The 26,327-nt window shown below is 42.5% G+C and carries 11 protein-coding genes; 1 reads left to right on the top strand and 10 read right to left on the bottom strand.

The window, feature by feature from the left end; genetic code table 11:
- Positions 1–167 precede the first annotated feature (167 nt).
- Positions 168–962 carry a glycoside hydrolase family 16 protein gene (locus D3222_RS12275; protein ID WP_118986422.1) on the top strand — a complete coding sequence of 265 codons (795 nt, stop codon included), beginning with the start codon at positions 168–170 and terminating at the stop codon, positions 960–962.
- A 61-nt stretch (positions 963–1,023) separates the two neighbouring features.
- Here the strand turns inward: D3222_RS12275 and D3222_RS12270 are convergent, their stop codons facing one another.
- The 10 genes from D3222_RS12270 to D3222_RS12220 all read right to left on the bottom strand — a co-directional run bounded on the left by D3222_RS12270 (position 1,024) and on the right by D3222_RS12220 (position 26,327).
- Positions 1,024–3,117 carry a TonB-dependent copper receptor gene (locus D3222_RS12270; protein WP_198672796.1) on the bottom strand — a complete coding sequence of 698 codons (2,094 nt, stop codon included), beginning with the start codon at positions 3,115–3,117 and terminating at the stop codon, positions 1,024–1,026.
- Between the two features lie 145 nt (positions 3,118–3,262).
- The gene (locus tag D3222_RS12265) at positions 3,263–3,772 is read right to left on the bottom strand and encodes a DUF2946 domain-containing protein (protein WP_255417030.1); all 510 of its coding nucleotides are present in this window, start codon (positions 3,770–3,772) and stop codon (positions 3,263–3,265) included.
- A 382-nt stretch (positions 3,773–4,154) separates the two neighbouring features.
- Entirely contained in the window at positions 4,155–4,940 is a 786-nt protein-coding gene (locus tag D3222_RS12255; protein WP_118986437.1) for a cupin-like domain-containing protein, read from the bottom strand.
- Between the two features lie 149 nt (positions 4,941–5,089).
- Positions 5,090–7,453: an acylase gene (locus tag D3222_RS12250; protein WP_232832496.1), complete on the bottom strand. Its 2,364-nt coding sequence runs from the start codon at positions 7,451–7,453 to the stop codon at positions 5,090–5,092.
- Positions 7,454–7,530: 77 nt separating this feature from the next.
- On the bottom strand, positions 7,531–8,490 hold the full coding sequence (locus tag D3222_RS12245; RefSeq protein ID WP_118986417.1) for a TauD/TfdA family dioxygenase: 960 nt from the start codon (positions 8,488–8,490) through the stop codon (positions 7,531–7,533).
- Positions 8,491–8,697: 207 nt separating this feature from the next.
- Complete coding sequence (locus tag D3222_RS12240) at positions 8,698–9,441, bottom strand: aspartyl/asparaginyl beta-hydroxylase domain-containing protein (protein ID WP_118986416.1); 744 nt, start codon at positions 9,439–9,441, stop codon at positions 8,698–8,700.
- 72 nt (positions 9,442–9,513) lie between these two features.
- Positions 9,514–11,181: a cyclic peptide export ABC transporter gene (locus D3222_RS12235; RefSeq protein ID WP_118986415.1), complete on the bottom strand. Its 1,668-nt coding sequence runs from the start codon at positions 11,179–11,181 to the stop codon at positions 9,514–9,516.
- Positions 11,182–11,221: 40 nt separating this feature from the next.
- The gene (locus tag D3222_RS12230) at positions 11,222–13,060 is read right to left on the bottom strand and encodes a thioesterase domain-containing protein (RefSeq protein WP_118986414.1); all 1,839 of its coding nucleotides are present in this window, start codon (positions 13,058–13,060) and stop codon (positions 11,222–11,224) included.
- A 35-nt stretch (positions 13,061–13,095) separates the two neighbouring features.
- Positions 13,096–22,929 (bottom strand): non-ribosomal peptide synthetase, encoded by a 9,834-nt coding sequence (locus D3222_RS12225; protein ID WP_118986413.1) that lies wholly within the window; start codon positions 22,927–22,929, stop codon positions 13,096–13,098.
- A complete protein-coding gene (locus D3222_RS12220) occupies positions 22,926–26,327 on the bottom strand; it encodes a non-ribosomal peptide synthetase (RefSeq protein WP_232832500.1) in 3,402 nt (1,133 codons plus the stop codon). Before D3222_RS12220 ends, D3222_RS12225 begins: the two co-directional genes overlap by 4 nt.

Genomic DNA, 26,327 nt, shown 5'->3' with positions numbered 1-26,327 from the left:
TCGCTGACTTTTATTTCCTTATTTTTACCTACTAAAACAAAAAGCATAGGAGTAATAAATTAAGTCGGTAACCCTGTCGCCAATATTCGATTAAGTTACTCATCCTAAGAAAACGCGTCATAACGCCTAAATGGCTATTATTCACGTCAAACATACAAGGAAAATAGATGAAAATTAAGCTAACCCACACGTTGTTATTAAGTTCATTGATCTGCGGGTATGCTTCGGCAAAAATCCCCAATGAATTTAGCTCCACTCCCTCATTCGAAGATAATTTCGATGGCATAACACTTAATAGTCAAAAATGGGATCACCGTGGCCTGGGCGTCAGAAAAAATTGTATTAATACTCAATCAGCCGTTATCGTGCGAAATGGTCATTTAACTATAAAAACCTATTCCGATAGTTCTTCTGGCAAGCTACAAAATTATTGCGGCATGATTTCAACACAAAAAAGTTTCCTACAAGCATATGGCTATTGGGAAGCCGCTGTCAGATTTAATCGCGCTGAAGGTAATCAGGTCGCATTCTGGGTACAGTCACCGACAATGGGTCACGATTTAACAAATCCAGAAAAATCAGGTGTCGAAATTGATGTATTTGAACACTTAGCCGAGGCTAAACAAGATCAATATGATCATGCCATTCACTGGAATGGTTATGGCAGCGCTCATAAACAATGGTCAAAGAAATTGTCTACAAATAAACTTGCTGATGGTCAATTCCATAAATTTGCCGTGGCATGGACACCGAGTGGCTATACATTTTATATTGATAGTGTTCCTCAACATTTATCTGGTCTGGAACAAATCCCCATTTCAATCGCCAACCAATATATTATTTTGAGCTCCGAAGTACCGCGCAGTTATCCAGCACAAGGTTATGGCCCGATAAATAAAACAACCGCCACATTCGATGTTGATTATGTAAAAGTTTATCCGTATATCGGTAACAAGAAATAGTTATCGATCAGGAAAAGGGCAAACAAATATTGGCGTCCAATAATTGGACGCCATTTTCTCATTAGAATTTTACATCTACTTTCGCCCACACTGTCCGGCCGGGTTCATTCACTGAGGTATTCGCTGAATAACCAAAGGTGCCATTACCGGCAAGGTTGAGGTGTTCGCTGTATTCTTTATCCAAGATATTGTCAATGCCAGCGCTCACTTTTACATTTTTGTTAACCTTATAGGCCACGTTGGCAGAAAGCACGCCAAAACCTGGACTATCTTGAAAATCTTTGCCGACAACGTTGCCTTGCCCCACAGCAATCCGATGCTGGCTGCTCACCAATCGCCACAAACCAGTACTACTCCAATCACCACGTTCATAGGTCAATCCGAGACGGGCTTCCAGAGGTGGGATCTGAGGCATCGGCTTGTTATCCGTCCGGTTTTCTCCCCAAGCATAGGCAAGGCTGGCATCCGTTTTCCAATGATCTGTCAATTGGTAACCAAAGCCCATTTCTCCGCCCATGATATTGGCATTGATGTTATCAGCCTGACTGATACGGGCATTTGTCGGGCTATATCTAAATAAAATGAAATCATTTACACGCCCTATATAAGCGGATACCCAACCATTAAAATGTTCCCCGGTATATTGAGCACCAATATCAAGCTGAGTGGTTTTCTCACTTTTTACTCCATCAAAAGCACCGATACTCCCCGCCGGACCATATGTAGGCGAGAACAGTTCCCAATAGTCAGGGAAACGCTCGGTGTAACCAATACCGGCATAAAACATCATTGGCACATCAGCCAGAGTATGCTCTAAACGCATAAAACCACTCGGCAAGGTATCATTACGCTCTTTTTCACCATTGCTAGCAAATTTCTTTACCCGGCTGCGATCAAGACGGGCACCGGTTATCAATTCGTTCTGTTCCGTGGCAGACCAAGTTAGCTCGCCAAACAGGCCATAATTATAGAATTGCGCATCTTTTTGCCATCCATTACCTGCTTTATTACGGTGGGTATTGGTTTGCGTATCCGCACCACTTTCCAATTTGAAGTCTTGCCATAACCAGGTGCCCATGACTCGCCCTCCGACAACACGGCGGTCCAGTTGCATAGACATACCGTGGTTCATATTCATGTGCATACCACACCCATGTTTACAACTCGAAGCAGGCATACTCATTGACATAGCGCTATTCGGAGAACGCAAGGTTATATTGTCCATAATATGGTTGGTATAGTTGTAATAAACTTGGGCTTCAACCTTATCAAGCACCTCACCGAGGTGAGATTTCTCAAAACGGACGCCCAGACTTTCACGTTTGAATTGCGAACCATCCATGCTACGTCCAGCATAACGGGCCTCTCCATCACCCTTACCCATTGTCAGTTCGAGCAATGTATCTTTATCTGGCGTCCACCCCAACGCCAGATCACTATTCCATTTATCCCAACGTGAAGGGACACGATACCCACCGCCATCTTTGTAGTCATTTGAACGGGATTTATTTGCCATTAAACGTAAATATCCCAATTCACTACCCATACTAGCATCCACATTGCCATCCCAACGGTCATTTGAACCGCTCAATCCACTGGCATTGAATTTGACTCCCGGCTCATCAAATCGAGGATGTTCACGTTCAAATCTTACGGTTGCTGCTGAAGCACCGGCCCCCCACAATACCGTTTGAGGCCCTTTAATGACTGTCAGCAAATCATAACTTTCTGGCGAAATATAGGATGAAGGCGCATCCATTCTGCCAGGACACGCTCCTAACATTTCCGCGCCATCAGTCAGGAGCTTAATCCTCGAACCAAACATGCCCCGAAATACCGGATCACCATTGGTACCACCATTACGGATTTGTGAAAAACCGGGAATGGTTTTCAAATAATCAGAGCCATCACTTGCCGGCACTGGCTGACGAGGCGTTTTTGGGGAAGTGACGATTGATAAAGGAGAATACAAAGGCGCGGTGACGGTAATCACATCACCATCATTGGTTTTTGGACCATTCGCATGATCGTGCGAATCTGATGTAGTTTCAACCGCATATCCATTAAAAGCAGCCAGCAAAAAAAGCGGCATTGCCGAGCTAATACAACGGGCCAGCATATTTTTTTTATAAGAAGAATTTTTTTCAAACATCATCTTTCCTTAATGTGCATCCGCGCTCCGAAGCAATATTGCTATCAAAAACGGAATACGTTATAGAATCCAACCAAATCGTTTTTGGTATGAACAAACTTCTCCTGACTCAACAATGAGCAGGACAAGAGATTTCATTACGTTTAAATCAATGAGATGAGATCGGTTCAGGCGGAGCACGAGGCAATGAATCAGAAAAGATGAAATGCGGCAGAAAGGAAGCTACGGTTTGAATCGGTGGTGGCCGTGAAGTCAGCGAAGTTGACCAAAATAGCGGTGTATTCGCCAGATCCAATATAGGTACATGAATCAGAAAAACGCAGTATCCACAGGCAATATCCTCCAACATCGACATACCAGCACCCGCATGCATACTCATCGGCATGCCATCATGATGGTTAGAGCCCGGTGATACAGAAGCAATGTCAGAATGAGACATATTCCAAGGCATATCATCGTCAGATGACATCACCCTATGGCAATCGACCACTCTCGATGAATGAGCCTCACCAATGCACGCATGTTCCAGTGACCGGGAGATCACTGGCGCAATGAACAACATCAGTATCGCGAATATACCGAGCCAAGCTGGCAGGCGGCTCCGCGATGTGTAAAATTGGATCAGTGACAAACCAAGCCTATTCTGTAGAGAACACATCCAGGGAGGGGATTGTACGTATTTAACAGTCAAATGTTAAAACACTTTATGCAGGAATGTCGCTTTGACGACAAAATTTGATGTTTTTCTAAAATTAGCCAGATTTTTTTCATGAATTCGACCCAAAATACCCAAAATCCAATCTGCCACAATAACTGCATGCTTAGCAATTTGACACCCTCTGAAAGACTGGAGTTTTACGGCACATTGGATAAAGCTACCCATTTTTACAAAGTAGAATAGCCCGCTTCAACCCAATATAGTCAGCCGACGAGGCCAAGTCGCCTGACTATAATAATCGGCATTAAAAACGCCATTCGTGTTGGCCCCAAAGCATGTTTTCATCTTATTACTGCCATTAACCCCCCTTTGTTTCCAACAATTAACCTAATTCAGGAATCAATATCCGAATAAAACTTGCCTGTTCAGGTGATATATCATCGTCGTTAGTTATAGCGTTCTTAACAAGCTCCAAATTCGTGTCATTAATAAAATTTTCAGTGATTGAAATTCCTGACTCCAAATTTTTAACTTGATGATAGTGTGTACAAGGGGTGAAAACAATATCACCAGGATTCTGTACACAATGAATACCTTGAGCCTGAATGAAATCGGGATATAAGGCCAGATCAGGGTTAAAAGCATCAACTTTGCCATAACCTATTTTCACTGCTTCTTCCGGCCCATAAAATACCCACTCTTTTCGGCCACTAATAACCGCATTCCAGGCATGAGTAGAGGCAATGTCCAAATGCAAACGAGAACCACTGTTTTTAGGCCCCATATAAATCCAGCGCAGTAATAGTAATGCTGCTTCATTATGCAAAATATCGTCTGCAACACGCTTACGAATCAAGCAGGAAAAATAGTCAGGGACCTCATAATCACTCACCAATTCCTTAAAATAGAGCGAAAACTGCCACGCAGAAGCATAATAAGGATCGGGTTCTTCCACATCTTTTATATAATCAATATAGTCACCAAGAGACATATATTTATTATCTTTATTATTTGATGATCGAAATACTTTTATCAGGTGATGACCAAATTTTTGCTGAAAATAATCCCATGTCCACTTCGTTCTTGCTACCCACTGTTCAGCCCCTCCTCGAATAATAAAAGGGACTCTATCCAGCATACAAGTAAACACATCCTCGATAGATGGCATGGTGAACTCTACACATTTCTGACATCCAGAATTAGAAAAATCCATCATATTTATATAGTTCCAAAGAATAAATAGTATTTTCGATAACTGACGGAACCAATCCGCCAGTTAATAATTTTATCCAGCCAAGGCCCAAATAATCTGATTGCCTAATGTTGGATAACCAATTCTGAAATAGTTGATCGTTTAATCTCTTCTGGCCGATAAGGCAACGGCAATAGCTGTTTATAATGAGAATAAAATCGGCTCTGATCCGCAAAATGAGGCGAATCAATATCAGAAGATTGCGAATAAGTGAGTAACCCACGCGCATTAGGTCCTTGTTGATCAAATGCCACCAGCATTATCCAACTGGAACCATAACGAATATGATATCCTTGATCAGTTAGCTCCGATTCCAATGCCTCACCAGTCACCACATCATTACCCACAGTATAATGATGTTTAGGAAACAGGGTTTCATCCCCATCCCACGGAGCGATCATATTAAAGCCGCCTTCTTTTCCAAACAACCCCGGCCAACTCATGCGATTATCTGCCGGTTTACCGTCAGGTGCGGTACTTTCAATAAATTGAAACTGACTCACCGGAGTATCTAAAGCCAGCCCCGCATTATTCACATTAGCAACCGCTCGTGCTAACAAGGTGACAAACTCTTCACTTTGTTTTAATTGGCGTGGTGTTGTTGCCGGGTGGGCTATGTCAAACGGTACGACAAAGTGCTCTTGCTGATCAATTAGAAAAGCTAATTCACGGAATATAATCGCGCCCCGGCTATCAGCATTAAATTCACCGTTCCATTGTGATAGCAATTGACATGCCTGAGTAATATCGACCTTCATGCCATTCACCAATCTAATTAATCGGTTCTGTGTTTTATCACATAGGGCAACCACATCTTTTAATATCAGTTCGGCTAAATATGAACGCTCAGAGAATAACGCCCGTTCTAACTCCATGAGAGAAAATCGCTTATTATCACCCGCCGCATCCTGTATTAGTTGCAATCCCATACGCGTTCTGAACGACAGGGGTTTTCGTTCATTACCCAGAAGTGGGGAAAAACCTTCGAGTAAATGTTCCAAGTTCGTTGCCCAGTGAGAATCATTGGAATTTTGTACATAGGATGTTTCCACAAGCTGCGGGATCTGATCATAACCCAAGGCTTCGGTAAAAATCATGGATGATGAGTTACCCGGTAAAATAGTCACGTCATACTTCTCACGTGCTGCCGCTAGGGTTTCGTTATCCTTCAATAATTGAATAGCTTCAAGAGACAATGCCGGTACAGCTTTATCACCAATAAAAATACCAACGCCTTCTTTACCAGTTAACAAAGTGTTATTAAAAGCCAAGCCATTAAAATCTTTATAAGATTGTTTTGCATCAGCAAGACTATCCGCTCGATTCAACGCCAACCAATGATCAATCATATCAAGATTGTAAAGATTGACATCTTTCACGACATAAAATTCAGACTCGGACCAAGCAAAGTCTTCATTTTCAATAATGGGCCCAATATCAGTATAAAAATGATCTTTCGTGACCGTTTTAATACCGCTATCGGTTTTGACTTCAATATGAATCGGCTTCGACATTACCGGCTTAATAACCCCATCAATCACATAATTCAGCGGATTGTTAGCAGCAGTTTGCATTTTGTAAACAATGACATGTTCAGCCTGTGAATAAGTGTGAGTCCAGGCAATATTGTGATTAAACCCAATATTAACAATACCCGGGAAACCAATTAAGGAGGCTCCCATGACATCAATCTTTCCATTAACGACATGATGAACTTGCCAAAAACGCATGTCACCTTCATAAGGAAAATGGGGGTTCGCCAATAACATACTATTGACCCCTTCAACTTTATCACGGCCTAATGCCCAACCATTCGAACCAATGGAATAACCATTATTCCTAGATATATTTAAAGACAATTGTTTTTGATCTTCTTTATTGGGATCAGCCGCATAATAATCGGCAAGAAATTGAGCAGAACCCGGAAATACCGCAATAGAAAATACATATGCCAGCACATCCTCACGTTGAATAGGTATTACCCATTCTTGACCTCGACAAGCTTTTGGCAAGATATAACGGCCCTCCTTAACATGGGACAGGTAGGTATTATAACCTGCAACAAATCCATCAATAATTACCTGTGAATCAGCACTTAATTGCGGCCATTTTTCACGAGCCTGTTCCACCAAAGCTAGGGCTTTATAGCCGAAGTCCTGAATTAAATTCAGTGAGTCACCCTGCTTATTCCTATCAGCACCAAAGAAACGCGCACGCTCCCCCCTAATGCGCACGTAACTATCCGCCATAATGCATATATTATCTTGTGCTTGAGCATAGGCATTGCCAAAACTCAGGCTTCCCAAGTCTTGCGCATAAATATGAGGTACACCATAATGAGTACGAGCAATTTTCGCTTCAAATGCTGTCGTAGTCTTTGCTGAGTAACTTTTAAATTCGCTACAACTGATTGTTAACAAGATAGTCAACAGTAATGCGCTTATTTTAAATGATATAGTTTTCAATGATATAGCTTTAAATGATATTGTTTTAAATGATGTCATTTTTATTTTGCCCTTAAAGTGCCTGTATAAAAGCAATCTCTGGCTTTGAATTTTGATTCCAATATTAATGCTCTGAGTAACCAGCGATCATAACCATCGTATCGAGGTTCATACTCGCTACGCGCATGAGCGACTTTACGGTTATCAAATAGCAACATTTCTCCAGGAGATAATATAAAGGTCTCTCTATTTTCATTAATACACTGATTCAATTTTTCCAACGCTGCTGCTGCATTTGGTGTTAAACAACGCATATAAGCTGGATCAAATATCATTTCTGGCTCTTCATGTTGACTTAATATGGCAACACAACGGCGGCCACCAGTATTCGACACAAATGTCGGATCGACATCGATCTCAAAGTTTGGTTTTTGCAATTCAGCAATAGTTTCAGCATCCAAACGAATATTCTTTGTTTGAAACAAGTAGGTTTCCGCATTTTTATCGCCACGCAGGCAATATAAAGCGACCCAGTCAGCTTTCGCATCGTGGAAACCATCTTCAACATGCCATTCCAAAAATTCCTTGTTTGCCCCTAACTGCATATTTCTATATTTTTCCATTGGAAAAATATCATCGATAAAATTAAAATTCTTTTTATTAACAAACGAATAAACATATCCAATTCGAGATAAAATCGTTGATATTAAAGTGCGAATACCCGCCACCTCAGAACTATTTGTTTGCTCATAAGATAAAGGTGTTAAACCAAGCTCATCAGGGATAGGCAATCCCTTTATCAGCAAATAATTTTCATTTTCCAACGCACGAAAATCAAATAGCTTTTTCTGTAAACGCACAGGCAAATGAAAAGATTGATAAAAACATTTCCAGTAAAATTCCTCGAAATTATCAATGTCATATTTTAGAATAGACTCTAAAAATTCCTGCTTTAAATATGTCTGTTCTGTTGAGTCAAGCTCAAAAACGAAGTCATCAAACGCCTGAATATCAGACACCATACATTGCCCCTTTCTATTCATAATAGGCTATCCTTTTAAACTGTGTTGCCAATACCTAGCAACACATATCCAAGAAAATATCCCCGTCATCTTTCAAGTTGCCTCTTTGTTGGCTGCACTCACTCACCCCAGTCACATAGTTCGCTATGCTCCCGGGGATTCGCTCCCTTGCCGTCGCGATGCATCTTGAAATCCATAGGGTATAAACTAACCGAAAAGTTTACGAATACCGGTAATGATCAAAACCAGTGCTTCTCGTTCCGCAAACGATAAGTTGGGATGCCAGATATCCATTAATAAACAAATTCTATGTTTATCTGAACGGTTATAAGCTTCATGCTGATAAGAATAATCAAAAAGTAAACATTCTCCTTCCTTCCAACATCTGGCTTCATTAGCAACAATGATCTCACAATTGCTAGCAGGAATATCGACCGCAAAATGTAAATTAAGGGTAAAATTCCACAAATCACAATGCGGTTTAATCACTGTACCCGGTTGCAACACCGAAAAGTGAACTTCCAATAGAGGACAATGCCAATCCCGTAACTCATTATTAAAAATATGCCATGTAGCGGGCAAAATATTGGCAACTACGTTATTAGGCTGACCATTTTTGAACAAATATAACGCTTTCCAATCTTTTTGAGTTCCCAAATAGTGCTCATAATCGGTTATATGTTGGGATTCACCGCTGATGACCGCGTTAATTTCCTGTTTTATTTTACCTGCATTATTCATCAATGAGGTTACTAACGGCTGCAACCGCGGAAAAGAATTCGTATCCAACCACGGCGTGGTAGAAAGCCCAGGCATGATATATTTGGCATCTGCTTGTAATGGTGCTCTTTGTTGTAATAAAGGATAAAACATATCCTCTACTCTTTTTAAACAGTCATTCCCATATCTTTCTTTGATTCCAGCTATTTGATCTTCAAATAGTTCCAACATTAATAATCTCCCTGATATCTATTTTCTATTATGATTACATTTTCCTATTATAATTACACTTTCCTGTTATAATTACACAGTAGAAATAGCGGACGCCAAAGTGGCATTTTCTACTTTATCAGGATGTACGTTAGTTTCAATATTATCCACTAAACCATTATCCATAGTGATAACTCTGTCCGCGATATGAAAATATTTATCGTCATGACTAATAACGATGATAGTTTTTCCATTGCGCTTCATTTCAGGAAGTAATTCATTATAGAAAAACCCTCTATAATTAGGGTCCTGATCGGCTGCCCATTCATCAAATAAATAAATAGGTGCATCTTCCATATAAGAGATAACCAGAGCCAGGCGTTTACGTTGACCATGAGAAAGCTTAGTTGTGGACAATCTGCCATCTTTAACCGTGACTTTTCCTGCTAAATCCAATTTTTTCAGATATTGACGAGTTAATTCATCATCAGCAAGTTCACCTTTTCGATTAATGACCGTATCAAACAGATAAAAATCCGAATGAATAACACTGTACATATTCAGATAATTCTCTCGGTTATCTTTATTAACCACCTTATCATCTATGAAAATATCACCTTCAGATTTATTCAACAGGCCAATCAACAATTTGCCAAAAGTTGACTTACCACTGCCATTACCGCCTTTAATAATGATAATTTCGCCGCGCTGAATATCCAGATTAATCGGCCCAACAGAAAAACAGTTCCCTTCACCGGTATATTTAAAGCTTATAGAATGCAGGGAAATTCGAGACCATTCTTTATACTCTTCTGTATTGGTTACAGTTGGCTCCATTGATAAGTTTTCAGAAAACCTCAAGCGATCAATCTTACGCAGAGATATGAGCGCTTTTACTATGGTTTCCTGTGAGGACAAAATAAAATCAACAGGGCCCAGTAAAAAGGTCATTATAAAGATAAAGGTAAGAATATCGTTACTTTCCCCTATACCCCACATAACATGAGAAAATAAAATAGTTCCAAGCACCAGAAATAATAATATTTGTCCCCAATTTTCATTCAGCTTCCAGAAAATTTCTGATTTAAGATCAGAGTCATTAATCTTTTCTAATGAGGGTAAAACACCTCGATTAAAAAACGAATGTTTGCGTTTTTCATTGTTATTAAGCTCTTTAACTCCATCTACTAGACTCTTAAACTGTTCATGAAGGTTATCATAATCATCGCGATATATTTCATCATAAGCTTCGGCTTTACTAATGAAATAGCGCGAAACACAAATCCCCAACGGGAGAATGACCAGCGTGACCATAAACAGATCAATCGATTTGAATGCCAGAAAACCTAAACATGCAATCACGGTAATCACATGATAAATAAACTGCGGCATGGTAGAAATAGCCCTGGAAATATCACTTACATCAGATGTTAAGCTAGCCTGAACTTTATGCCCACCAATCCTATCCAAAATAGCATAAGGGGTATTCAAGATACGCTTCACTAAGGTACTACGAACTTCAAAAATAATTTTGACACTTAACTTTGTCATTAGGTAATTAGCAAAAGAACTCACAATAAATAAACAAGCGAGCCCGATGAAAAACTTAACTGTCCATGATACTAAGTCAGCACTAATCTGTTCCAATGCATCATCGGTAATCAAGGAAATTAACCAAATACTAAAGAAAGCACTAAAAGCACCAACAATACTATTAAAAATAATTTTTAACCGATTAGCTTTCACCAAATCAGAGATCATCGAGATTAACTCCTAAATAAAATTTTATTATTGCCAAACTTTAATAACCTTTACTTTGCCACAAAGTGATATTCCATCCCCCCATAAAATCTCGGCTAACTGTTTTTGGCGTTAACCAAAAACACTGTTGATAAATAGCATCATCACCATTAATTTGTAAAATCAACACTTTATAGCCTTTGTCATAAACATCTGTTTTCAACCGCCGTAGAATTTGCTTAAGCTGATCATTAAAAAAACTATCAAAGTTATAAATAACCACATGGTTTTCATTAAATCGATAGTCATTTGCATCAGCTTGTATTACCTCAATATGATTTTTTTGCTTTATAGCATTAACATTTTGCTGCGCAATGAATGCCAATGATTCAACAATTTCTACTCCGGTAATCTTGCTAAAGTTGTAGCTGGATGCACATATAATAGATCGCCCTTTCCCACACCCCAAATCGATAAATTCAAAGTCACTGTACTCGATCGGCAGAGACATTAATGCCTTGTGAATCACACTGTAATAAGCAGGCATATAGCGAGTACAAATGTGAGAATTGGCATGCCATTTATCGTCAAAAGTAATTCCATGAGTTTGAACACCTAAATACTCATCTTGGCTGTCTCGTTGATCAATCCAGCAAAAAATCTCATCAGGTTCCGTTATGCCAAAAACAATCCATAATAAGTGATACAACGCTTCTCCTCGTTGTACCTGAATTTTATTATCCAATATCGCCTTAGCGATAGCGGCTGATGGTTCCTCGCTGGTTACGCACGCTATTAATGAATCTACACTGATTTCAATCTCACTATAAAAATCATATTGCGCGCACATTGCATCATCAGCGTTGAAATCAATATGTGCACGGCCATCCGCTATCTCAATAAACCAACATCCGATCTGTGATATTCTCACTCGGTGACAATGATTGATATTATTCATAGGCCGGTAAATATCGGCCCGATATTGCACAATGTCGAGCAACTCCTGATAGGTTAAGTTCGATTTTTTGAATGAAGGCTCTGGCCGGTAGCGTTGTCGCAATATAGCCTCAGCCAGACCTTCAACGGCACCCGGTTTTAATACTGAATAATGATCACCACCTACCATGCCACAAGTAATCGTTTGTGTGACATGATCTTGTAAGGATGCAATAATTTTCTTTTTTTCTGCCCGTAGTTGTATGGAAGTTTCGCAATAAATGAATGTCATCTTGCCCTTTAATCTGGCCGATGGTACATAATTGCAAGCCATCATAGAGTAGCCTTTATAAACTTCAATAAACCTTTCCAGCGCTTCACCTTCAATGCCTTGAGCTAACTCGGCACTCACTTCATCGATCTCCTCGCGGGTATAAGGCTGTCGATCATAGGCGGTAAGAAAACTATCAATCGCTATCAAGTCAACCGTTTTCCCTTTATTTTCCAACGCCAAAGCGACCTCAAAAGCAACACATGCCCCCACACAATCCCCCACCAGTCGATAATGCTCTTGTGGATAAGCTTGCAAAAGTAATGCCGCATAACGTTCAGCCAATGCTTTGACAGTCACTGTTTTCCCTTCCAAGAACAGAGACGTTGCATCAAATACCTTGAGGCAGAAATCGTTTTTTATTTCCCGGGCTAAATCAATAAAAGATGATACTGGCGCACCTGCGCCAGGAACCAAAAATAATGGCGTTTGGTCAGCACCCAATGACACCAATTGAATGGCGTCATCTGGCGCTAAAAAAGCAATAATGTCAGCTTTATTCGCAATCACCAGGTTTTTTAGTTCAGGAGTAAAAACGCAACCTGACATGACCTTAAAACCCAATTTGCCGTACTCAACAAATAACTGCACCCCCGCAGCCGAAGTTTGCCGAATAATATCAACAACTCGCATTATTCCACCTTATTTATCAGCGTCTATTTTTATCATCATAACCAGCCTTCTTCCGCCACCGAGTTATGCCCCTGACTGACTTGTTCAGCTTGTTGCAACTGCTTACGCTCAATTATCAGTGCCAGTATTGCTAGATCACTGGCCGTCATGACATCGGCAACGCTGACCACGACAGCAAAAGTCTGTTGTATCTGATGTAAAAACCTCAACAAGGTTAACGAATTCCCGCCCAACTCGATAAAAGACGCGGTTAAGCTCACCATGCTTAACGGTAATTTCAGTGCGTCGGCACACAGTTGTACCAATTGTTTTTCAATTTCAGTTTCCGCAATACGATCCAACCCTCGCGTAATGCAAGGTTTTGGCTCAGGTAGGGCAGCAAAATTCACTTTACCATTAGCCGTAGTTGGTATAGTGGCTATCACAGCATATAGGGTTGGCACCATATACTCTGGTAATCGAGTTTTCAGTTGCTCTCTTATCGAGGGGATGACAGCATCCGTTTCGGTACCCGCTGGCATAACCAGCCAAGCACCCAGTTGTTTTTCGCCAGTCGCATCGACAATCACTCGCACAATACTTGTCGCCACGCCATCAATAGCTGACAGTGCTGACTCTATTTCGCGAGTTTCGATACGAAAACCTCTGATCTTGACCTGATTATCAAGACGACCGACATAAACCAGTTCACCATCGTTATTCCAATAAACACGATCACCGGTTTTATATAAGCGTACTGTTTGTTCCGGCAAGATAGCCATTTCAACAAACTGGGCCGCATTTTGCTCTGGGTTATTCACATAACCTAAACTTAAAGCATCACCAGCAATGTAGAGTTCACCAATAACACCTGGCGGTACCAATCCCCCCTGAGAATCCAAAACATAGGTCTGACAATGTGCCAAAGGACGACCTATAGGCACCACTGAGTCTGTTAAGGTGTCTAATCGTGTGACATCGATAGCGGTTGCTACAATGGTTGTTTCTGTCGGTCCATAAGTGTTGAATAAACGGATCTTTCCTTGTGTTTTTTGTTGCCATAGCGCCAATAACTCCATTCGCATGGCTTCACCACCGACGATACATACCTCCAAATGCTCAACGAGTTGTTCAACATCGTCGGCGGTTAACTGATATGTCCACTCATGCCATAAGGCTGTAGGTACTGAAATCAGTGTGACTTTTTGTGCATCAATGATCTGACATAACTGTTTAACGCTATACGCTGTTTTATGACTATCCAGAACCAGACAACCACCGGAAAATACCGACAACATTAATTCTTCGATAAAAATATCAAAACCAATGTTGGCAATTTGCAATACACGGGCAGAATTTGTCGGGTAATAGCGTTGAACGGCCTCATAATAGCTCAATAAATTGTGATGACTGATCTTAATGCCCTTAGGCGTACCCGTTGAACCCGAGGTATACATGATGTAAGCAATACGCTCTTGCGCTGATAATGCCACTTCTTGTGCCACAACAGCAGTATCAACCGACTCAATCTCATCAACCATAACAATATTTTGTTCATCAACAGGCAAAGTACGGCTTTCAGAACGCTGTGAAACAATAAGCTGAATATCAGCATCATTAATAATATGGACAATGCGTTCTGTTGGATAATCGGTTGCTAATGGTACAAACGTTGCGTTCGCCTTCAAAATAGCCAAGACACTAATCACCACCTCAGGACTACTTGATAAATAAATACCCACCGTATCATTTACGCCGATACCCCGCGCAACAAGAAGTGCCGCTAGTTTGTCAGCCGCTAACGCCAACTGAGCATAATTTATGCTTCCCCAAGGCCCCGACAAAGCCACTTCATCAGGTATCTGATGCGCAACTCGGGCAAATAATCGAGTCAGAGATGTGCAATCATTAGCAATAGATGACGAATTATGGGCTAATTGATGCAAGTGTTGGATTTGACCTGGCGCTAAATAATCCGCATGCCCCAAGTGATGATGTTGTGAAACTAACATCGACTTTATGGCAGTTTCATAATAGGCTAATATTTGACCTGCCTGATGTTCCCCAAACACCAATTGAGTTAACGCCAATTGCAGAACCAGAAAACCATTAGCTGAACTATGATGGCAAACAAAATCATAACCATAATCAACTCGTTCATATTCATGATCATAAGCCTGTCCGGGCTCAACATCCTGAGTTGTCTGTAACTCATCAGACACATGAAAATCGACATAGTTAAACAAAGCACCAGAGTAATCACACTTGAATTCCTCTTGCATTACAGCAACCGGATAATGTCGATAAGGCCAGCTTGCAGTGCTATATTCGGTTAATTGCTGAATCAACGACGCCCAGGTTTGTTGATGAATATCCGCATTAACCGGCGGCGTATTCAAGAATAATCCAAGACAAGATTCAGCCCCCTCCACTTCAAGTCTCCCGTGGCTGACGACCGAACTGGTGCTGGAATCAGTGCCATTGATTTTCGCCAATACATAAACATGTACCGCCAACAGCAATGTGCGCAACGGTACTTTTAAGCGCGTCGCAAGTTGTTGCAAATCGTCATGTAAATAAGATAGCTCAAGGCGAGCGGAATAATGTTGTGTTGACCCTTTTCCAGTCCAGTCAGGAAGTACAGCCGCGTTGGCAATGTGCTGCCAATAAGCTTTGTGTTCAGGATCAGCAATAGCCGCCAGTTCTTCAGCAATGTATTCACCGTAATGCGGTAAATCAGCTCTTGGTGGAATAGAACCGCCAGACAACACCGATAAATAGTTTTCCATAAACTCAACTTTTAGGTTGGCAACACTCCAACCATCAAGAATGGCATGTTGATGGGACAAAACCAGAGCAAATGTATTATTAGCATCAATAAATACATGAATTCGCCACATTAATTCATTTTCAACGAAAAAGTTGCTATTTTCCTGTTCCAAGCAGTGATCTAATTGATGCTCGAATTCCTGCACGGAAAGGTGGCGACAATCATTAAGCGTAACCGGCAAAGCAATCGTTTTATGAATATATTGCAACGCTCTCCCTAACTCGAAGTTGTATGTTGCACGCAATAACTCATGGCGTTGTACTATGGCATTAAATGCCTGACGAAACGCTTGTTCACTCCACACTGTATTAATCGAGTAATGTTCTACAATGTGGTAACTTTCATCTTTTAGCTGATGATAAATAGACCCCATTTGCAAACTCGACAATGAATATGCATCATCCAATGTCGATGGCTCAGTCAATACCGCCCGTTCGTCATCTGTAAGTAATGAAAAAGCGCGATAAGCATCTTTAGAAGAGACGCTTTTGTTGTTCAAATCAGGTAACTGCCGCGTTATTTCATGAATACTTTGATAGGCCAAAATATCTTTTACACTAAGTGCTAAACCCACCTGTTTAGCCATCGCAACAACACGCACAATTAATATTGAGTCACCACCCAAAGCAAAGAAATTATCGTAACGACTCACTTTCTCCTGCTTCAAAACCACGGCAAAAATAGACGCTAATGTTCTTTCAATGTCATTTTGTGGCGCAACATATTCAGTACTGGTAAAAGCACTGGCTTCTGGTGCAGGTAGTTTTTCTTTATCCACTTTTCCGGTAATACTCACCGGGAAAGCATTCAGACATACAAATGCACTGGGGATCATGTAATGAGGTAGTTGATGCCGTAGCTGTTCTCTGACCTGTTCAACCAATAACGATTGTGGCGTTTGCAGATAAGCAATAATTTGTTTATTGCCCGGCTCAATTTCCCGTACCACAGCAATAGCATTCCGCACATCAGGCAATGCACGCAGCTTGGCATCAATTTCAGCCAGTTCAATACGGAACCCACGCAGTTTTATTTGATCATCATTGCGCCCTAAAAACTCCAGAGTCCCATCAGATTTTAATCTAGCTTGATCACCCGTGTGATAAATATAACCACAACGGCCAGAAAGGTCGTCTTTAACAAATTTTTGTTGTGTTAATTCGCTATTGCGGTTGTAACCTCTTGCCAAACCAGGGCCACCTACCGCAATTTCACCAACCACCCCCATAGGCACAGGCTCGCCATAAGCATCAAGGATATAAATGTGGGTATTGGCAAACGGCGTACCGATGGGAACATAGGCATCATCAGGTAAAGAGAGATGAGTCACATCACCGTAACTGGCATCAATCACCGATTCTGTTTGTCCATAAATATTGAAACAACGGGCATCGGTATGCATCAGCTTTTGTAAACGGTTCAAATCACGACCATACCAAGCTTCGGAACCCACTAATATATGGCGCAGTGAATTCAATTGAACCCTGTTTTGTTCAGTATAATCGAGTAAATTTCTCAGAATGACCGGCACAAAGTCACCAAACGTCACTTGTTGTTGTTCGATAAGCTGATACAAAGCCTCTGTGGTAATCAAATCCGACTTGCGGCAAATCACCAAGCGACCACCGGTGGTCAAGCTCTTAACGATATCACCCAGAAAAATATCCACAGCCAAACCCGCCATTTGCAATACGGTTGGCGGCTTCTGGAATAAGCCAAATACCGCATCCCAGCCATACAAACGCGCAATCATCGCCGTGTGCTCAACCATCACTCCCTTGGGATGGCCAGTTGTTCCTGAAGTGTAAGTCATGTAAGCCAAATTGGTCGCAGTTGAATGACTCTGCGTCGCCGCAATATTGGTATCAATCCGTGACTGGCTTAATATTTCATCCAATCGCCAGACGTTGTACGCCGAAACCACCTCAATGGGCAAACGCTGAATATCATCAACCACAACCAATGGTGTACCGCTCTCTTGAAGAATGTATTCAATCCGCTGCAATGGCTGATCAGCATCAAATGGCACATAGGCTAAACCTGCCTTCAAGATGCCAAGTACGGTAATCACCGAGGCCGCGGTACGCTCCATGCAAACCGCAATAAAGGAATCCGATATATAATTTTTGTCCAACAAAAAGTGGGCTACCTGATTAGCTTGAGCATTCACTTGCCGGTAAGTGAGATGAAGCTCGCCGTCAATAACCGCTATTTGTTCTGGACTCCGTTCCATTTGTTCTTCAAACAACTGATGAATACACTTATCAGCAGGATAAGGCTGCCAATTGTCATTGATATCGCTCAACAGATATTGCCTTTCCTGCTCAGTTAACACTGGCAGTTTAGTCAAAGGAGCCGTTTGATATTGGTCACTCACTAATGCAGACAATAAAGTCAGAAACCGTTGGCTGAATCGGGTTATTGTCGACCGTTCGAATAGTTCACCGTTGTATTCAAAACTAAAATCAAGACTGTCCTCACTTTCACTGGCATCTAAGGTCAAATCAAACTGGGCCGTAACATGTTCGCTATCAAGGTACTCAAATTCAACGTTACTCAATTGCAATACCTTGGATTCATTGGTATCCATTGAGAATACGACTTGGAAGAGTGGCGAATAACTTGCACTCCGCTCCGGCTGCATTTTCTCAACCAACAATTCAAACGGCAGTAACTGATGCGCTTGAGCATCAATATTAACCTGGCGAATATGTGACAGATATTCAGCAAAAGTGAGATCTGCTTGGTATTTGGTGCGCAGCACTAGCATATTGACGAAAAAGCCGATAAGCGGCTCAACTTCCGCCTGCAAACGATTCGCCACCGGCGTCCCTATGACAATATCCTTGCTTTGACCATGACGGGCAAGTAACAGGGTAAATGCCGCATGCAATACCACAAACAGGCTAGTATTATGTTGACTGGCAAGCGATTTGAGCCCAATCAAAAGAGACTTGTCAGCACTAAATTCAAATAACCCACCACTGCTACCAAGTTGTAATGGACGCGGGTAATCCAACGGTAAGTCGTGTACAGGAGGCAGCTCATTAAGCTGAGTTAACCAGTAGTTAAGATCCGTTTGTAACGTTTCACCCTGTAGTTGTTGCCGTTGCCAGACAGCATAATCTTTATATTGAATGGGTAACGATGGCAAAGCCGGTTGCTGACAGCCCTCAAGCAATTGGCTGTATATGTTGACAAACTCATCAGCAAGCACTTTGATTGACCAACCATCTGATGCGATATGGTGCATATTGAATACCATAACACACTGATCTTCCGTTATCTTTAGATAAGCCGCTCGCAGCATGACATCGTTAGCCAAATCAAATGCCTGCTCCGCGTGCCGCTGAATAAATTCTTGCACCTGCTGTTGGCAGCTTTTTTCCCCAAGGCTTTGATAGTCAATACGGTCAATCTTCACAGTTACCTTGTCCAGCACTTCCTGCCATGCACCGGCAGTATCATGCCGATAGACCGTTCGGAGCACCTGGTGGCGTTGAACAATCATGTTTATCGCACGTTCAGCGATAGCGAGATTGAAGTCCCCTTTGATGGTTAATGCCAACGGCATATTATATTGAGGCGTTTGCCCATCTAACTGGTCAATAAACCAAAGCCGTTGCTGGGCAAACGACAATGGAAGCCGCGCCATTTCAACTCTCACCATCTCAACTACAGGCGTAATTGGCGCTATCGCTGCATTGCCGCTAGTTGCTGTCTGTTGTTCAGCGATCAATTGTGCAAATTCAGCCAAGGTTTGGCTTTCAAACACTACCCGAACAGAGATCTGTACGGCCAAGGTTTTCTGGATTTCCGATACCAACTTAATCGCCAATAGGGAATGTCCCCCTAGCTTGAAAAAATTATCGGTACGGCCCACTTTAGGATGGCCTAACAACTGCTGCCACATATCAGCCAGTTGCTCCTCCAGTTCCCCCTGCGGGAAATGGTAGTTTTCTGGTAACGGCTCTGGTGTCTTTACACTCAGTAACGCTTTATAGTCGACTTTACCGTTTACCGTCATTGGAATGCTGGTTAGCGAAATAAAGGCATTCGGGACCATATATTCCGGCAAGGTTTGGCTTATTTGTTCCCTCAACGCTACTGGCTCCAGCGGCACATCCGCAACGTAGTATGCAACCAGTTGTTTATTGCCATTAAGCTCATCAACAGTGACAACCGCTTGCCTCACCCCATCAATCGCAATAAGTTGGTTCTCAATCTCACCTAGCTCAATACGGAAACCCCGAATTTTTATCTGGTTATCCTTCCGCCCGATATATTCAATTTCACCATGAACATTAAACCTCACCAGATCGCCGGTCCGGTAAAGCCGCTCGACCTCACCGTCGAAAAAAGCAACCTGGATAAAACTTCTCTGCTGCTCCTCAGGTCTGTTTAAGTAACCTCTGGAAACGCCTTTACCACCAACAACTAATTCACCAATGACACCTTGTGGCACCAAATTCAAATGCTCATCAACAATATAGGTTTTAACATGACCACATACCCTGCCAATGGGAACCGACTGCTCAATCTGCAACGCGGATTCAATCAAGTGGTAACTCGCCAAGACTGTCGTTTCGGTCGGCCCGTAGGTATTCATCACCGGAGGATGATTTGCTGATGCAAACCAATGCCTGACAATTTCAGCATTAATTGCTTCACCGCCAACGATAACCAACCGTAGTGTGTCAGGCACCAAGGCGTCGCCACTACTCACCTGATGCCAAAATGCGGTGGGTAAGCTCATTACGGTGATGTTGTGTTGACAACACTGTTGCCAAAATAGGTCAGCGCTGTTGAGCCAATCATCGTTCCTCAATACTAAAGTGGCACCTGCACATAGGGTGACAAAACACTCTTCAATGGAAATATCAAATGCAAATGAGGAGAACTGTAATACGTTGTCGTCAGGTTTAACGGAATACATTGCCAATGCTGCCGCAACAAAATGACTCAACTGCGTATGCTCTACCATGACCCCTTTAGGTTTGCCCGTCGATCCAGAGGTATACATGACATAAGCAAGTTCATCCAAGCTATGGTTGATATTCGGATTATCAGATGCAATCCCTGAAAACGGCTCCACTTCCGAGGTTAACAGCTCAACAATGACATTCAGTTCAGCAAACTTGTCTGCATATGCGTTGTTCGTCAACACAACCGCCGGCTGGCAATCCGCGATAATGTGATGGATTCGGGACTGAGGGTTGTCGACGTCAATAGGGGTGTAAGCAGCGCCTGCTTTCAGTACAGCCAATATACTGACAATCATCTCAGGGGAACGAGGTAAACATAACGCGACAATATTGCCCGGCTTAACCCCCTTTTCGATGAGGTGATGCGCCAATCGGTTAGCACGCTGGTTTAACTCACGATATGTCAGGGTTTGATTTTCTCCTGCAACCTGCCATACCAAAGCGGTGGCATCGGATCTTTGTTCCGCCTGACGTTCGAACTGGTATTGCACAGATTCTGTCGTTGTTGCAATAAAAGATGGTATCGCCAGTTGTTGCCCTAAACGGCGCTTTTCGTCTTCACCCAACAACGCTAAAGAGTCTAATGTTTTATAAGGATTTTTGGCGATATCAATCAACAAGATTTCAAACGATTTGAGTAACCTTGCAATCGTGTGTTCATGGAATAAGCTACTGTTGTATACCACTTCAAACAGAATAGTGTCACTGTCATCAATCGCATCGAGCTCCAAATCAAATTTAGAGAATGCTTCACCCGAAGATACCGGGGTAAATACCACGTCATCCAGTCTCGATTCGCTGGCCTCAGTCGTATCCATTGCGAACATGAATTGGAATATCGGTGAGTAAGCAATGTTCCGACTCACCGCCAATTTCTCCACGAGAACATCAAACGGCAAATCCTGATTCATTTGTGCTTCAATGTTGACTTGCTTTACATGCTGCACAAACTGCATGAAATCAGCCTGGCCCTGATATTCGGTTCTCAACACCAGCGTATTGACAAACAACCCGATCAGCGACTGTAACTCTTTTTGTTTACGGTTCGTGGCCGGTGTACCAATAACAATATCCGTTTGCTGGCTGTAGCGAGCGATAAACACTGAAAATGCAGCGTGCAATAACATAAACAGGGTCGCACCGGCATTGCCTGCATGTTTACGCAACATCGCCGAAGATTGCCGCTCCAATCGGAATCGCACCTTGACACCATCGTTGGTCTGTTTCACAGGCCGCTGAAAATCCAATGGAAATTGGTGAACTTGCGGTATATCGGCTAATTTTTGTTGCCAATAATCAAGTTGCGCATCAAATACTCCGTCGGCAATCCATGACTGCTGAGTATAAGCATAATCTGCATATTGCACCGGCAATGCAGGCAAGGATTCCGGCAGATTCTGCTTAATCGCTTGATAATGGGTGACAAATTCTTCCATCAATAGAGAGAAAGACAATCCGTCTCCAGCAATATGGTGCAAATTGATGATCAGAAATTGCCGCTGAGTATCAGTTGTAAAAAAGTCAATCCGGACCATTAGATCTTTCTGTAAGTCAAACGGAGCAGAAACATACTGATAAAATATCGCTTTCAGCTCAGCAGGATCACATGTCAAGTGCCGAACATTGATTTTTTCCTTAACATCTACATCTGGCTGAATCTCCTGCCATACTTCTCCCTGTTCTTCTCGGTAAACTGAGCGCAACACTTCATGGCGTTCGACAATTCGTTGCATGACTTTTTCAGCAATCGTTAAATCGAACGCGCCACTCACCTCAAACACCGTCGCCATATTGTAATGTTCGCTGCTGCCAAAGAGCTGGTCGATGAACCACAGGCGTTGTTGCGCAAAAGAAAGAGGTAACCGAGTCCGCCCTCTGTCGACAGTCTTGATCGGTAATGGATTTGATTGTTGCCCTTGCAGATACGCAATAATCTCTACCTTATGCGTTCTCAACTCAGTAAGCATATCTTGCGATACCGCGCCTTTAGGCGCGTTCAGCTTAAGCGAGTCAGATTCAAGGTATACCATAATGTCTTGCTGTTTTAAGTCAGCTAAAAATGCAGCGATATTCACAGTTCAACGACCTCCCTTTCTTCCCCAATCTGTTTCTGTTGTTCAGTAAGCTGATGCTCAACATACTGTGCTAAAGCAAACAGAGTGTCATAGACGTAAAAATCCTTCACGGACAGTTCTATCTTCAATTCTTCTCTGATGACACTGCCGAGTTTGACAAATTGCAGTGAGTGAATACCGAGCTGTACAAACCGAGCCACAATATTGATTCGCTCCAACCCAAGCTCTCTATGGAACAATTCAGCCAACTGCTTTTCAGTTGTCGTTTCTGGTGGCGTAAAAGGCTCCTCAGCGATATTTTCCATACTTGGAGCAGGCAGGGCTTGACGATTAACTTTACCATTCTCAGTCAGTGGCATTTCCGGCAATAACACATAGAAGCTGGGCCACATAAACTCCGGTAAGATGCGCTCGACTTTATCGCGCTGTTCACGTATGTCGAGCATCGACGGCGCTACCAAATAAGCCACCAAGGATTGCCTCTGCTTGTCATCCTGCCTCACACAAACCACAACATCCGCTACATCAAAATTAGCGCGGATACAGTTCTCAATTTCACCCAATTCGAGACGAAAACCACGCAATTTCACTTGGAAATCGTTTCGGCCAATGTAAGCAATTTCGCCTGATGGCAACACCCTCACTAAATCACCAGTGCGATATAGTCGTTCGCTGTTACCTTTAGAGTCCACATGATCAATAAAACGTTCAGCCGTCAGTTCTGGACGGTTCAAGTACCCTTTTGCTAATCCGACACCACCAACATACAGTTCTCCAACTACACCAACCGGACATTGGGAGCGATCTTTCGCCAACACATAAAGTGACACATGGGGAGCTGGACGACCAATCGTGACTGGCTCAGTCGCCTTTTCAAAGATTTTCAACGAAGACCATACCGTGGTTTCCGTTGGCCCATATTCGTTGACCAGAGTTGCTTGAGGCTGACATTGGAAATGTTTTGTCTTAACTTGGTCCGACAAATTTTCGCCGGCACAAATCACCTTACGTAGTGAATGTCCTGTAAGGGAATCAAGAACGGCATCGTAGAAACTGGGAATAAAAAGAACGTGGCTAATTTGTTGACTGTCTATAATCTTTGCCACATACGATGCATCTTTCGCATCCTGGGGGGCCATTAAATGCAACGTTGCACCGCTGCCAAGCCCCCAATATATAGCCGGAACCGATGAATCGAAAGCAAATGATGAAACCAGTAAAAATTTCTCCGGTACTATCGAGTATGAATTAAACCGCCCAACCGTTGATGCGCTCAAAGCCCCATGCGAGATCATCACCCCTTTAGGATTACCTGTCGAACCCGAGGTATAAATGACATAGGCAAGGGAATCTGCTGTCACACTTGAGGTCAACATTGGTTCAGTACGGGCCTGGGCGGCAATTTCAGTGTCATCAAGCAAGATAGTGCAAATGTTAGCCATTGGTAAATCGACCTTATCGATACTCTTGTTATCGACGATAACCAAACCAACATTGCTGTCAGCCAAGATAAAACTTAACCGTGCGACAGAATAAGTGGGATCCAATGGCAAATAAGCACACCCTGCTTTCAATATCGCTAACATGCTGGCAACAAAGTCAATGCCAGGTTCCATCAAAATAGCAATTAGCTGGTTGTTGTCGGCGCCTTTAGTCAATAATAATTGAGCGATCTGATTAGCCCTTGCATCAAGTTCAGCAAAACCGAGGCTTTGCTCCTGGTAGCGAATTGCCACTCGCTCGGGATACTCAGCCGCCCGCTGCTGAATAAGCCGATGCACAAAAGGTTGCTCCTCGGGCAGTTGCCAAGCTGATTGATGAGACTTGTCCAGCACAGCGTGTTCCTGCTCACTGACGATCGCCAATTGATTAATTGGTCTATCACCGTTGACCGCAATATGGGCCAACAACAACTGCATATTTTCAGCAAAACGGGCGATGGTGCCCGGATTAAAGAGCCCTTGATTAAACTCAAAAATCAGTGACAACCCGTCCTTATCTTCTGTAGCGGTTAGGGTCAAATCAAACTGCGTTTGTCCCCCTTGTGCAATAACCTCCTCAAATTCAACATCAGCAAGTTCCAACTGTTGAGATTCATAATTTTGCATTGAGAAAAGCACTTGAAATAAGGGCGTAAACACGGTGCTTTGCTCAGCTAGCAACTTCTCGACTAATAATTCGAATGGAATGGCCTGATTGCTCTGTGCATCAAGGTGCACCTGCCTTGCACTCTTCAACAACTCATTGAATGTCAGCGTCGGTGTACAATCCAAACGCAATACAAGAGTATTAAGGAAACAACCAATTAGCGATTCCAGTTTCTGTACCGGTCGACTTGTAATAGGTGTCCCAATAATCACATCCGGGTTATCGCTGTAGCGACCTAGCATCACAGCAAAAGCTGTATGCAAGAGCATGAATAAAGTGGCATTTGAATCCACAGCTAATCGCTTAAGTTTACTAACCGTCTCCATTGGTATCTTTTGCGTGTGCGTTGTGCTGCGCATATCCAATTTTTGAGGACGAGCATAATCCAAAGGCAATTCATGAACCAACGGCAGGTTAGCCAACTGTTGTTGCCAATATTGCAACTGCTCGTCAAACATTGGCTGAGTTTCAGCTTGATTCTGCCAGTAGGCATAGTCCGAGTATTGCAGTTCAAGCTCAGTCAACAAGGCGGGTTTACCATGAACAATTTGCTGATAAAGAAGGGTAAATTCATCAACTAATATCGCCAGAGACCAGCCATCGGCAGCAATATGGTGCAAATCAAAAAACAATACGCCAGCCAACGGCTTATCAGATGTATCTGATTTTAGATCAGATGCCAAATAAGCCACTCTTAGCGGTAAATCCCTACTTAAATCAAATCGTCTCTGTCTCTGCCCCGCCAGCCAATCCTCTATGTGCTGCCGTTGGTCAACACCATCGGCAAGAGTGTCTTTGTTAATCTGGAAAACATAGTCGTCCAACACGACTTGTTCGGGCATGCCCTGTGATTCCTGATAAACAGTTCGTAAAATTTCATGTCGCTTAAGAATGGCATCTATCGCCTGGCTGGCGGCTTCCAAGGAAAATTGACCATATAAATTGAACGCGGTTGAAATCTTATACTGACGTTCAACCGTAGAAACCTGTTCGACCAGCCAAAAACGGCGCTGCGCAAAGGATAACGGTGCCTTGGTAAGGTGCCGACGTTGTAATAACGAAAGCTTCTGTTGCCCCCCTACCTCTGCATAAGAGAGAAAATCAATAATTGCTTGTTTGTTTTGTTTAATAAATTTTCCCTGTTCAGGTGTGATGGCACCGGGAGCAGACTGAGATTTTAGCATCCCATTTTCAACAAAAAGACGAACTTCCTGCTCGGACAATCTATCAATAAAGCCTTTTAGGTTCAT

The organism is Photorhabdus sp. CRCIA-P01 (genome assembly GCF_003545805.1).
GTDB lineage: Bacteria > Pseudomonadota > Gammaproteobacteria > Enterobacterales > Enterobacteriaceae > Photorhabdus > Photorhabdus antumapuensis.
This window is presented reverse-complemented; position numbering and strand designations above follow the sequence as displayed.

Coding starts and splice junctions, on each gene's coding strand:
- D3222_RS12275 (WP_118986422.1), top strand. CDS start 168: ATGAAAATTAAGCTAACCCACACGTTGTTATTAAGTTCATTGATCTGC.
- D3222_RS12270 (WP_198672796.1), bottom strand. CDS start 3,117: ATGATGTTTGAAAAAAATTCTTCTTATAAAAAAAATATGCTGGCCCGT.
- D3222_RS12265 (WP_255417030.1), bottom strand. CDS start 3,772: ATGTGTTCTCTACAGAATAGGCTTGGTTTGTCACTGATCCAATTTTAC.
- D3222_RS12255 (WP_118986437.1), bottom strand. CDS start 4,940: ATGCCATCTATCGAGGATGTGTTTACTTGTATGCTGGATAGAGTCCCT.
- D3222_RS12245 (WP_118986417.1), bottom strand. CDS start 8,490: ATGGTGTCTGATATTCAGGCGTTTGATGACTTCGTTTTTGAGCTTGAC.
- D3222_RS12240 (WP_118986416.1), bottom strand. CDS start 9,441: ATGTTGGAACTATTTGAAGATCAAATAGCTGGAATCAAAGAAAGATAT.
- D3222_RS12235 (WP_118986415.1), bottom strand. CDS start 11,181: ATGATCTCTGATTTGGTGAAAGCTAATCGGTTAAAAATTATTTTTAAT.
- D3222_RS12230 (WP_118986414.1), bottom strand. CDS start 13,060: ATGCGAGTTGTTGATATTATTCGGCAAACTTCGGCTGCGGGGGTGCAG.
- D3222_RS12220 (WP_232832500.1), bottom strand. CDS start 26,327: ATGAACCTAAAAGGCTTTATTGATAGATTGTCCGAGCAGGAAGTTCGT.